This is a genomic window from Thermoactinomyces sp. DSM 45892 (assembly GCF_900107305.1).
In the GTDB taxonomy this organism is placed as follows: domain Bacteria; phylum Bacillota; class Bacilli; order Thermoactinomycetales; family Thermoactinomycetaceae; genus Baia.
This window is the reverse complement of record NZ_FNPL01000022.1, coordinates 16,762-30,322: the sequence shown is the minus strand read 5'-3', so window position 1 is coordinate 30,322 and position 13,561 is coordinate 16,762. Positions and strand designations below refer to the sequence as shown.

The 13,561-nt window shown below is 41.5% G+C and carries 6 protein-coding genes and 1 tRNA gene; all 7 read right to left on the bottom strand.

Annotated elements, in window-relative coordinates; translation table 11 throughout:
* Positions 1-126 precede the first annotated feature (126 nt).
* Positions 127-540 carry a ribonuclease HI gene (rnhA, locus tag BLU58_RS15065; RefSeq protein ID WP_093293463.1) on the bottom strand — a complete coding sequence of 138 codons (414 nt, stop codon included), beginning with the start codon at positions 538-540 and terminating at the stop codon, positions 127-129.
* On the bottom strand, positions 537-1,109 hold the full coding sequence (locus tag BLU58_RS15060) for a uracil-DNA glycosylase (protein WP_093293461.1): 573 nt from the start codon (positions 1,107-1,109) through the stop codon (positions 537-539). The genes rnhA and BLU58_RS15060 overlap by 4 nt, the downstream gene beginning before the upstream one ends.
* A 107-nt stretch (positions 1,110-1,216) precedes the next feature.
* Positions 1,217-1,293: transfer RNA gene (locus BLU58_RS15055), tRNA-Pro, on the bottom strand.
* 136 nt (positions 1,294-1,429) lie between these two features.
* A complete protein-coding gene (locus BLU58_RS15050) occupies positions 1,430-8,707 on the bottom strand; it encodes a non-ribosomal peptide synthetase (RefSeq protein WP_176786712.1) in 7,278 nt (2,425 codons plus the stop codon).
* Positions 8,708-8,792: 85 nt separating this feature from the next.
* A complete protein-coding gene (locus BLU58_RS15045; protein WP_093293456.1) occupies positions 8,793-9,671 on the bottom strand; it encodes a GHMP family kinase ATP-binding protein in 879 nt (292 codons plus the stop codon).
* Between the two features lie 54 nt (positions 9,672-9,725).
* On the bottom strand, positions 9,726-12,407 hold the full coding sequence (locus tag BLU58_RS15040; RefSeq protein WP_093293453.1) for a lyase family protein: 2,682 nt from the start codon (positions 12,405-12,407) through the stop codon (positions 9,726-9,728).
* An 11-nt stretch (positions 12,408-12,418) separates the two neighbouring features.
* On the bottom strand, positions 12,419-13,453 hold the full coding sequence (locus BLU58_RS15035) for a pyridoxal-phosphate dependent enzyme (RefSeq protein WP_093293450.1): 1,035 nt from the start codon (positions 13,451-13,453) through the stop codon (positions 12,419-12,421).
* Between the last annotated feature and the right edge of the window lie 108 nt (positions 13,454-13,561).

Below are 13,561 nucleotides of genomic sequence, written 5' to 3'. Positions count from 1 at the left end.
CTCTGTTAAATTAGGGATCTTTCGATACCCCGCATATTACAGGAGGCACTTTTCTTTTTCAAACTTCACTTTCTTTCATTACAGGAATGCTCCTTTTCTATTATATAGTCACGATATAGTTATAGATTATTTTCTAGGCACTGCAGCCCGGGCCAATTCGTCACAACGATTGTTTAGCTCTACATTGCTGTGACCCTTCACTTTGATAAACTCTACGTCATGCTTTCGTGAGAGGGCAAGTAGCTCTCTCCATTGATCAGGATTTTTTTTAAAGCCTTCCCGCTCCCATTTGACATACCACTTTTGGTGGAAGCAATTCACGATATAAGCGCTGTCAGAGTGCACTTTTACTTTACATTTCGTCTTTAATAATTTAAGTGCTTCGATGACAGCTTGTAATTCCATACGGTTATTGGTAGTGTTCGGATCTCCACCTGAGATTTCTTTACGATGTTCACCATATAGTAAAACGGCAGCCCACCCTCCTGGACCGGGATTATAAGAACATGCTCCATCTGTATAAACAATTACTTCTTTCACCGATTTTCATCCCCTTGTAGAAGTATGTGATAGGCATCTCGAATCTGCTTGAAATCGTTCCATGCATCTCTCTTCGCAGATGGGTTTCGTAAAAGGTACGCAGGATGCAAGGTAGGCATAAAACGGACTCCTTTTCGTTCGATCCATCTCCCTCGCACTTGTGTAATTCGCGCCTTCGGATCAAGGATCGCTCGCGTAGGTGCCGAACCTAAGAGAACGATTAGTTTAGGGCGTATCACTTGGAACTGTTGTCGTAAAATATGGATACACGTGGACATCTCCTCTGGTTCAGGAGTACGGTTTCCAGGAGGGCGGCATTTGACAATATTGGTGATATAAATCTGCTCTCTCGGAATTTCAGCAGCCTCTAACATTTTACTTAATAATTGTCCAGCTTTTCCCACAAAAGGTCTTCCCAAACGATCCTCATCCGCCCCAGGCCCTTCTCCTACCAGCATCAAGGGAGAAGATGGATTTCCTTCCCCGATGACAACTTGAGACCTCCCTTGTGCGTGAAGTGGGCACATTTGACATTGACGGTATTTTTCATACAACTCCACTAAGGACATCCCTATGTATCTCCTTTTCTGTTCGGGTCTATTAAATCCTTTATTCTTGTCTATTATGATCTGGGCATATAAAGAAAACTACCCAACCAGTGAGTAGTTTTTTTGTGTGGTCGGGATGACACGATTCGAACGTGCGACCCCCTGGTCCCAAACCAGGTGCTCTACCAAGCTGAGCCACATCCCGATATTCAACTATATAATCATTTAATGACAAGAAATAATATAACATACCTGTTATGGATGGTCAATACTTTTTTTTGCAAAAGCAAAGCCCTCTTCCTCAGAAGGCTGAATGGGAAGAGGGCTTTGCTTTTCTCTATCTAGTAAGACTCATCGTTTCCTACCATGATTCGCTTTTTTTCATCTATCATCTGAGCTAATTTACGAATCGTGACAAATTCGAATAGCTCTCGAATCGAGAATGGGACACAACATTTTTTACTAATCTGTGAAACAATTTGAGCCGCTTTCAAAGAATGACCTCCCAAATCAAAGAAGCTGTCTGTTACACTAATGCTTTCTATCTGAAGGATCTCTCTCCAGATATCCAGAATCTCTTCCTCTGTTTGACTCCGCGGTAATATAAACTCGCGCTCAGAAACGAGAGTATAAGCCTCTGGCAATCTGTTTTTATCGATCTTACCGCTTGTCACAAGTGGCATTTGAGTTACAAAGACATATTGCTGAGGAACCATATATTCGGGCATAAATTGTTTCAAAAAGCTTTCCAATTGACTAGAATCAACATAATTCCAAGTCTGTGCTGAATCAAGTGGATGCTCCACCCAAACACTCGGGTCCCAATACTCTCCTATTTCTTGCTCTAGGTCAATGTAGACAGGTGCTAAAGCTTTCTCTACCTCATAAGATCCACTTTTCTCAAAGATAATCCCTGTCCATCTTTGCCAATCGGCAACACCTGCCTTAACGTACTGGGACTTATGCGCAATTTGAAGGATTTTTCCTCCTACACGCTCATGAGAACGTAGCCAGTTATCTACAAGCAATCCGTCTTCCCGCCGTAACTCACAGTAAGAAGAGAAATCAAGATCCGGATACGCATTTTTACCTGTTGGGCGAACAGGAACAATCAGACGTTGTAAGCCATGTCCTTGAGCGAGCATTTTAAACGCTTTTACTAGTAATGTGGCAAGTCCCTTTCCTTGATATTTCGTATTCACCACTCCCGCGAGAACAAGTAGCGTATTTGGTTTCTGGTCTCCTTTGGCATCCGTAAAACCTTTGACCAAAGCCTCATCCCAGCCTTGTGGCAACTGTTCCTGGGTGCCATCCCAGTAAATCGGGATCGCATTCCCTACAGCTACTACCTCTCCTACCCTATCAACCAAGGCAAGTTGGTATTCGGTAAATTGAGTATAAAGTTGTGGCCAATATTCCCGTAGCACTTCTTCTCCGGCAAAATATTCAGGCCATGCTGTAAAATGAAGCTCGTTCATCTTATCTTGTAGGCTAGGAATTTGCGAAAGAGTATATAACGTTAGCCCCTCTCCAGCCATTTGAAGAACCGAACTTTCCGATTTCATCTCCACATAAGCGACGAGTCCATCCATTCGTTCATCTTTCTTATGAATCACGGCACAACTACTTACACGCTCGTGTGAAGCTAGCCAACTCTCTACCTCTTCTAGCTCTACTCGATTCCCACGCACTTTTACTTGATGATCGATACGGCCTAAGTAGACGATATTTCCATCTTCCAAATACTTCGCAACGTCTCCTGTCTTATATAATCGAGCATTCACATCTGATGTAAAAGGATTCGGTACAAAGTACTGATCCGTCATAGCTGGATCATGCAGATATCCACGTGCGAGTCCTGGAGAATCGATATAGATTTCACCCGGCACTCCAACGGGTACACGATTCATGCATTCGTCTAATAAATACACTTTCACATTGCGAATCGGCCTACCGATCGGAACGGCATTTCCTATAAAGGATTCATCACAATCAAATGTAATCGCATCTACTGTTATTTCAGTTGGACCATAGTGATTGCCCAGACGACACGAAAACTGACTCTTAAATTGATCGCATAATTCGCGGGTAAGTAGAGCCCCACCACAGATTACATAACGAAGTGACGGCAATTCTCCAAAATCTCCATTTTTTCTTGCCGTTACAAATGCTTCTAATAAAATCGGCACAAACTGGAGAATCGTAATCTGATGTTTCTTTACCAACTTTCCAATCGAAGCCGGATTTTTACGTTCCTCAGACTCTGGAACCACTACTTTCGCACCTTGTGTCAGAGGCCAAAATATTTCAAGTAGCGATGCATCAAACGTATACGGTGTTATAAATAAGGCTGCATCCAAATCAGAAAGTGGATACTTACTCTGACTCCATTCAAACAGATTGATGATACCGCGATGCTCTATTTCGATTCCCTTTGGCATGCCTGTCGTACCCGAAGTAAATAAAACATAAGCTAACATGCTAGATGATACAGAAAGATTTAGATTCGTACTCGGCTGCTTATCAATCAGCGAACCATCTACATCTAAGTTGATTCTTTTCCCTTGAAATAATAGATCTTCCCTCACATATTGGCTCTCGGTAAGGATCACATCAATTCCAGCGCGTTTGATGATCATCTGCTGACGACTTGTTGGAACTTCTGGGCTAAGAGGAACGTATGCAGCTCCTGCTTTCAACACAGCTAGAAGTGCCACTATCATGTCCGTAGATGGAGCAAATGTAATCCCTACTTTATCTTCAGGCTTTACACCAAGCTGTGTGAGCCAGTGTGCTAAGCGATTCGCTTTTTCATTTAGCTCATGATAGCTTAGCGTAGTCCCGTTATATAGGATGGCTGAATTTCCTGGTGTCTTCACAGCCTGTCTCTCAATCATTTCATGAAGACAAATTGCACCTTCACAGGACTTCTCTGTCTGATTCCACTCGTTCATTTGATGTTCCTCTGATTCCGATATCAACACATACTCTTCAAGTTGTTTTCTTGGTGCATTAACAACCTGCTCCGTAAGCCATATAAACTGGCGTGAAATCCTCTCTGCTGTTGATTTCGTAAATAAGTCAGAGTTGTAATTAAGATTGATTTCAAGACCACTTTCTAATTCATCAAAAACAAAAGTTAAGTCGAAGCGAGAATTTCGCTCGATAAAATCGTACACGCGAAAGTTACATTGCAACCCTTCAAATTGAATCTCATCCATCAATCTTTGCTTGTTATTTTGTAAACCGTACATCACAGAAAACAGTTTCGTTCGCGACAAGTCTACTCCCGTTTCAATCTGCTCAATCACAAAATTACTCGGATATGCATGATGATCATATGCTTCAATCGAAGTTTGCTTACTATGTACAAGTAGCTGTTCAAACGTCATATCTGGCTCAATCGTACAACGTAGTGGGAGAGCGGTGGCAAACAAACCCAGCATATTTTCTAGCTTCACATCATCGCGGTTGAGAATCGGTGAGCCTATCACAAAATCACGTTGACCACTTAAACGGTGCAACTGTAAATTTAGTACCGTAAGCAGAAGCATGTTTAACGTGATATCATTCTGTTGACAAAAATCAATCATTTGCTTTTGAAGATCTGATTCAAATCTTCCTAGAATCGTTCCTCCATTAAATGTAACCATAGGCGGTCTAGGGTAATCCGTTGGTAAGTCAAGGCCCGGAGGCACATCAGAAAACTGTTTTAACCAATATTGACGTTGTCTCTCCAAATGTCCTTCCTTTACTAAACGATTCATCCACTGTGCATAATCTGTGTACTCAACCTCGAGAGGGGGTAACTGTGGCTGTCTTCCAGTGACATATGCATTATAAAGCTCTCTACATTCTTTCATTAGGTTCATCGAGGAAGTTTCATCCCAAATAATGTGGTGGCTAGCAAACATATATAAGAACTGTTTACCCGGCAGTTCAACCAATTTAGTAGAAAATAAAGGCCCCCTCTCAAAATCAAATATTTGATTCGCATGTGCCTCAGCAAGCTCTTTGATAACCTTGGAAATCTGATCCTCCTCTATATGGGTATGGTCTTCATAAAAATCACAAAGCTTCATCTCACTACTTGGAGCCACTATTTGTAGTGGAACTCCATCCTCGTTTGTAAAGGTAGTACGTAACACTGCATGTCGAGAAATAAGTGTTTGCCACACCTTCTCAAACACTTGCAAGTCCATATCACCATGAAACATCAAGTCGAAACTAGTATTATAAAACGGATTATCTGGTTCAAAATGGTGCATATACCATTCAGGGAGCTGTACTGGTGCTAACTCATATACCTCTTGCTTCGGCATACATTGAAGGGAAAGATCGTGCTTTTCCTCTGAATCACTCTGTTTCGCAACTTCCATATCAATTACACCTGCTAACTCACTCAATTCAGGAGTAATAAAGATCTGTTGCAGAGTCATCTTGATCTGGAATCGATCACGAATCCGATTGATCACTTTTACTGCACTAATGGAATGACCGCCTAGTTGGAAGAAGTTATCACCGGCATCTATCTGATTCAACTCAAGGATATCCTGCCAGATCGATGCAAGCTCTACCTCGGTTTTCGTGTGTAGCCCCGATACTCCCTGTTTCTCTCCTTCTCCTATTTCCCACGCTCTTAAAGCATGACGATCTATTTTTTCGCTTGTTAGAAGGGGCATGCGATCCATTCTTACTGAAAGCGCCGGCACCATATAGTAAGGTAGGATCCCTCGTAGATATTCCTGCAGATCATGAGAGCCAAGTAATTGCTTGCTCGTATAGAAAGCTACTAACATATTATCTCCGGCTTCCGTCTGCTTCACGATAACAGCTACCTCATCCACTTGTGGATGGTTTCCAATCGCACTCTCAATCTCGCCTAGCTCAATCCGAAACCCACGTACCTTCACCTGAAAGTCTATACGACTAAAAAATTCAATCGATCCATCTGGCAACCAGCGACCTAAGTCTCCTGTTCGATAGACACGTTCTTCTGTCCAATCGCCTGCAAACGGATTCGAAATAAATTTTTCTCTTGTCAACTCTTCATTCTTCCAATAACCATCACCCACTCCAATCCCACTAATCCAAATTTCGCCTTTAACCCCTACTGGTGCCAGGTGGTGATATTGATCTACCACATATAAAGTCATATTGGGTAACGGTTGTCCGATCGGCATACGGAGTTGATCTGTATCTATCACACCTGTCATAACATGCTGGGTTACATCATCCGAGCATTCTGTAGGACCGTACGCATTAATTAATTTGATCGTTGGATACAGATCAAACCAGCTATTTACTAGTTTAATAGGTAGCTCTTCACCATTCGCAATCATCCAACGTAACTTGGGCAATTGTCGAGTCTCTTCCGTCAATCCTTCTACTGTATCAAGAAATGCAAACAGGAGTGAAGGAACGGTTTCGACTATTGTTATTCCTTCTTTTTGCAAATGCTCAAACAATAGAGATTGGTCACGTGAAACTTCAAACGAAGCAATCGACGTTTTCGCTCCTATTAACAAGGCAACAAGGGACTGCCAAACAGAAACATCAAAGCTGATAGAAGCATTTTGTACCACGACATCCTCAGATCCCAGACCCAAACTCGTAATCTTCGAATAAAGATGATTAATCATACCATCATGGCGTATCAACGCCCCCTTAGGCTTACCTGTAGAACCGGATGTATAAATCATGTAAGCAAGGTCCATCGAAGTGTTGATCGGATCGAGATTATCAGAACGAAACTGATTTAGATCGCTCCTGGTATAGAACCCTTGTCGATTCGAATGTCTCATCTCTCCATCCAAACAGATCATCGTTTGTGCCGTCTGATCGATCTGTAGCGATAATAATCGTTCTACATAAGCATTCTGGGTAACGATTGCTTTCGATTCGCTATTTTGTAAGATGTACGCAATCCGTTCATCTGGAAGATTGGGATCAATCGGCACATAAGCAGCCCCACTCTTAAAAATAGCCAATACGGTCGTAATCCAATCGGGATTTCTCTCACTTACCACCGCTACAAATTGATTGGCTCCTATCCCTTGTGAGCGGAGTAAGTGCGCCATGCGATTTGCCCGTTCATTTAACTCCTGATATGGTACCTCTTCTCCTTCAAAACTTAACGCAATACGATCTGGTGTTTTCTCCACTTGCTCCTCAAACAAAGTTTGCAACGGAACGTGAATTGGAAATATTTCTTTACTAGAATGAAACTGATTTAGAACCTGATTTTTTTCTTCTTCTAACAACATATCAATCTCACAAACGTTTTGTTCCGGTTTTTCTACCACTTGCGCAACTAGCTGAATAAAATGACGGCTTAAACGTTCGATGGTTTCCTTTTGAAACAGTGATGTACTGTATTGGATATAGCCATCGATCTTGCCTTCCGTCTGAAACAGTTCAAAAACAAAGTCAAACCCGGAATACTGGATATGATCTAACGACTTTTCAAAGGAAAGGCTAAGATCTTTCGTCACTTCTACCTCTAACTGTTTATCTGTACGCAACGTATGTAATTCAAAAACCACATCAAATACTGGATTTCTACTTAGATTCCGTTCAATTTCTAACTCTTCCACAATGCGGTCAAACGGATATTCTTGATTCGCATATACCTCGAGAACGGTTTGTTTGACTCGTTTTACAAAATCCTGAAACAACTCACTTCCACTTACCTCATTTCGTACAGGTAACGTATTAATAAAGCATCCAACCAGATCGGCTACCTCTGGATGAACACGACCCGATAACGACGTCCCTACGATAATATCTTGGTTTCGAGTATACTTCGCTAATAGAACTTGAAACGATGCTAATAGAAACATATACATGCTGACATCTAACTTCTCGCACGTTTTCTTTAATTTCGCCATCAGCTCACCGTCGATTACGAGTGGAACGGTATCGCCATCAAATTTTTGCATAAGGGGTCTTGGGAAGTCCAAGGGAAAATTGAGATCAGGCAACTCCCCCGCCAAACGATCCAACCAAAACTTTCGTTGTTCATCTAGTTCTCCTCCCGCTAGCAATTCATTATGCCAGTGTGCAAAATCACTATATTGAACAGCTAGAGGTACTAGTGGATTGGGCTGTTTATGTGCCAAAGAGTGGTAAAGTGTGGCGAACTCGGACATTAAAATATCAATCGCCCAACCATCCGCAATGATGTGATGCGCAACAAGGAGACACATATGCTCGGACTCCGACAACTTATATAAAGTAACGCGAATGAGCGGTGCCTCCGTTAACCGAAACGGCTTATTTAGCTCCCTCATCACTAACTCTTGTAAGGATTTATCCTGCTGAGACATATCTACCATATACGTATCATAATCAATATCAGAACAGACTACTTGCACAGGAGCTCCATCTTCTTCACGAAAACAAGTGCGCAATATATCATGACGACTCACCAAAGTGTTTATAACTTGATGAAAGACCTGCCTATCTAACTTCCCTTTTAACGTAAAAGCAGTCGATACATGTGACATTGCATTTACCTTTGATGCTTGTACAAACTCCAATTGTTCCGTAAACCAGAAACGCTTCTGTGTATGTGATAACTGGTACTTACTAAGTTTGAGTTCCGTATTGATTGTCATGGCTTTCTCCCTCTCCATTCGCTCATTCCGTCATAAAATAATCCAATATTCCCTCTTATTAGATAGTTGTGATCCAGCGCTTATCTTACATATTCGTATATATAATGGGCTCGATATCTTGATCCTGAAATTCCTGTAATATCTCACTCATTGCTTCTGTCGCCCTAGAATTATATGGATTGAGGATCGATCCAATCATCGTGCCAGAGTGTGCAATGACTGTACCGCAAACTTCCTTTTTATGATTCAAGCTCATGAAAAAATCAAAGTACTCTTTATAAAGTCTTTTCTGATTCATTTCAGCACTCATTGTAGAAATTCTACCAATTTCATCTAAATCTCTACGTGCAATTGCAACCTTAAGGTCCTCAAGCAATCGTTGGAACGTATCCCGTTCCGAATCGATATATTGAGGACTCTTACGATTATGCTGTATGGAATCAACCATCCCTCCTGTATCGGCTGCTACAATGATCATCGGGGGCAATTCACCAAGCCTCCCAGCCAGACTTACTTCCCTATGATAAAAAACGACACACTCTTCATACATGACACCATCACTTGGTTCGATTTGACGCATGACCTCCTCAATCATACTTGGATTGATAGGCAGACTCAGATATTTAGAAACAGCTCGAATACTTGCGACGATATCTGCAGATGAACTAGCTAATCCTTTTCCCTCTGGTATTTCACTCTGAATCATAAGAAGGCCACCCAAATGAATATTAAACCGGCGTAATAAATAGTCGATAGCCTCTCTCACTTTCTTCTTATTAGAAGGATAAACATTTATCACCCTCGTATTTCGGTCGGGCAAAAAAGTTGCTTTGGATTGTAAAGAGATTGGAAGAGTAACGAGAAAATGACTCCCATCGGGTAGCTGCCCCTGTAACAACTCTCCAAAAGTGCCTCTTGCCCAATCCACGCCCAATTGAGTGTAGTTCGCGATCGCTTCCGGCATAACCTAATTTCCCCTCTTTATTTCGTTCACTGAAGTAGCATACTCATGTCTAGCTTACGTGGACGGAACCATACGATAAATCAACTGCTCCTTTTTACGATATGCCATCCGTATTTGCTGAGAAACATCATCCAATTGATCTTTTATCTGTTCTAATGAATCCATACAGTAGGAGATATGCTCATTCACTTGTTTCTCTCCAGGGCCCATCCCATAAAGTCGATCTTGTGATGGTAACACCTGGCTCATCTGAATACCAAACTTTTGATTTACTAGCTTGACGAGAGCCCCATAATCAGCCCCAATCAATGGGATTATTTCACCAAGATAATGGTGCGATTCTCTAAAAGAAATGGAGTGTTCACGGAATAAATACTCAGCTATATCACTTAGATAGGAATGGCTATCCATGAGATGCTTTTTAGCCGATTTCTCATGAATCGCTAACCCGTTTACTAGAATACTAGTCATACGGATGACTTTCGTTACCTTTGAAATCATGTCACAAGAATGGTCCGTGCTAATCCCAGATACCTCAAATGAGTTCGAGAATGGAGTCTTATGTATTGAAAAGGTAAGAGTATCCTTGACCGCTAATAACTCGTCTATCCGAGCTTTAACCCATTCCAATAGGTACGGATTCTTTTTTTGTGGCATGGCTGAAGACCCACCACAAAGTTGATCAGGTAATGAACATAACGAGAACTCTATCGAAGACCAGATTTGCAGGTCTTGAATGAATCGACTGAGGGTCAGACCAATAAAGGAACATTCACTAGCGACACGCAGATTCAGGTCTCTACTACTAACAGCCGCAATCGAATTTCGATATCCCGTTTTAAAACCTAGCAACTGGGCTGTAATATTCGTATTGATCGGAAGCGTTGTCCCTCCCCCCGAGCCAGCTCCTAAAGGTGACTTCAAACTACACTCAAGAAGGCTAATCCATTTATGAGTATGATCTAAGAGACTTTCTACGATTGCCATGAGATAATGTCCAAATGTCCCCGGCAATGCAGTTTGATATTGGCTATAGATAGGAAACACAGTATTTACATACTTTCTAGCCAGCAACGTCATCGAAGACATCAATCTCCAAAGAGTCTGAATCAACTCGAGCCCATGATCCCGGATAAAGAGATGGTTCATCGTTGCATTGATATCATTTCGAGATCGAGCTAACTGCAAGTTTCCTCCTAACCTCTCCCCAAGCTGCGCTATCATATAGCTTTCATAGGTTAAATATAAACCCCGTGGAGCCGGAAGACGGAGAACGCTTTCAAAATCGAACTCTCGTAATCTCTGTATTTCGCTTAACACTGAGATCACATCATCATGTGGTAGAATCCCGCTTTCTAGAAGCATAATCTGATGTGCTTCATCTATGTCACAAATGAATCGAATCTCTTCTAAGCTTGTCCTACGTTTCTCCGCCTTCATAACTGCTTGTGCATAAGGGTGAATGGTCGAACGCAACCTACCTGTATTCTCTAAAAAACGAAGGGTGTGGTCTGCTAGAGATGGGTCCATCCTATCACGATAAACAGCTTCTACCCTACACAGCCAACCTTTGGCAACCTGCTCACATTCCTTGGTATCTGAGCCTGCTACAATCACGCATGCAATGCGATCCTTAAAATCTCCTGAGAGAGAAATTCGATCTCCACTCTTTTTCAACAGTAGGATCTCATGATCTAACCGATCATCCTTTTCTTCCTTCCTTATGATGATCTTCTCGATCTCCCCTTTACTTTCTGCCAGTTTGAAACGAATAACACCTTTTTGAAGGAATGTAAGTCTCGCTATCTCCTCTGCAAATTCTTCAATCTTGTTTAAGTGTACAAGCAGACAAAGTCGAATCATATTGATATTGGTACATTTGTTCATCAGAACTGGGATCATCCCGCCTGCTAGTCTAGGATTGATCTCAATAATCTTCACAGTCTGACGCTTTACGCGAATTTCAATATGGGAAGCTCCCGTCACATAACCAATTTCATCAAGTGCCTCACGTACGATACAGCAAATCTTCTCTGTCTCATCCCTAGGCAAATCAGCAGGAAAATCGTGCCCCGTTTCAATGAAATACGGTTCCTCACCTAGATATTTTCTTGTAATCCCCATCACGTGATGCTCACCATGCAAGGATAAAACTTCTACCGAAAATTCTTCCCCATCCATATATTCCTGAACAATAAACTCGTCTTGATCTATCTCATTCGCGTATATAGCTAATTGGTCAGCGTCCCGAATGAAGCGTACCCCTTGACTCCCCGATCCTTTAAGTGGCTTCACAACAAATGGGTAAGGCATGAAATCACTAGCCGTATTTCCTAACACGGTAGAACGTAAAACACGAATTGCTTTCGGACATAGTCCCTTCTTACTAAGCACTTCATATAAGGCAAGTTTGTTTCTACAGATTGATATTGCCTCTGGTCGATTCGATATTAACCTCAGATGCATATTGATCTGATTTACTATCTCTACAAAAAATTCGCTTGATGAAAAGACAAGATCAACACTCGGAATCCCTTCCACCATACGAATCATTCCGTCTACATTTTCTGTGTTTATTTGAACATAATGGATAGGATACTTCTCTAAAAACGGGTATTTGAATGGATCTTTTGATAGGAAAAACACATTATATCCCATCACTAAAGATTCCTTGATAAAAAGCTCACCCGTTCCCGTAGTATTACTTTCTACAAAAACGATGGATCTAGCTTCCATAAATCAACCCCCTATAAAGCCGATTTTCGATTCCATTTCATGAAAGCCCAATCATAAGAACTACCACATACATCCCACGGACCTATACATCCCTGAGGTTCCGTCAACTCATGATTGGGTAGAATAAGCTGATTCTCTCGTAACCAATCATCGTTATAAATCGTTTCCATATAGCGAACCCCATCATCAGGACCAATAAACACAAAGGTTTCATCTGGCGAATTCCTTGAAAGAAAGTCGGCCACTCCATAGCATGCTCCTGTCGTTCCCCCAGCATATATAGCATGTTTTCTATGTAAATTTCTGGTCCAAGAGTATGCTAATCGTGCACTCACCCAGTGAACTTCATCATATAGATCATGCTTTAAGTTTTTAGGAATTACACTATTCCCTAAGCCCCGCAACTCCCTTTTTGAATCAGTTAAACCAAACAAAACACTACCAAACGTGTCCACCGCAACCATTTTCGAATCGGAATCTCGATCTCTAAGTGCTTGCATAATACCACTCGTTGATCCGCCTGACCCTACAGCACCTACTAGTGAAACCTGAGCACCGATTTTCTCTGCAATCAGATCTGCAATCAGACCGTACGACTGCATATTATCCGTATTATCATATTGATTGCACCAAAAGGCATTTTTGTTTTCCTCTACGATTTGTTTCACAACCTGTAGGCGCTTCGATTGATAATTACCTTGCTCGTCCGGCTCTATAACAACTACTACATGAGCCCCTAAGTCTTCTAAGCGAGTTTTTAAATTTTTATCTAAGGCAGGGTCGCTTACAATCTTCAATTTCAGTTTAAAATGATGGCATACTAGTGCAAGCCCTAGAGCAAATGTCCCACTCGAAGTATCTACCACTAATGAATCCTGATTAATTTCTCCTCGATCCATCGCACGACGCACAATATTTAATGCTGGCAACACCTTCATCACTTTAAACTGAACAAGAAAAAGATTATCCCGCACCCTATATAAATGGGGGTGGATAAGCTCTTCATATGGGGATTTAAGCAGTGTATGCCTGAATTTCATGTCCATAATATGTAAACTCCTATATCAATAAACTATTTTGTATTTATACTGATTAGAAAAATCATTTCATCTGCACAAACTAAATTATATTATTATTTAAATTCAGTATATCGA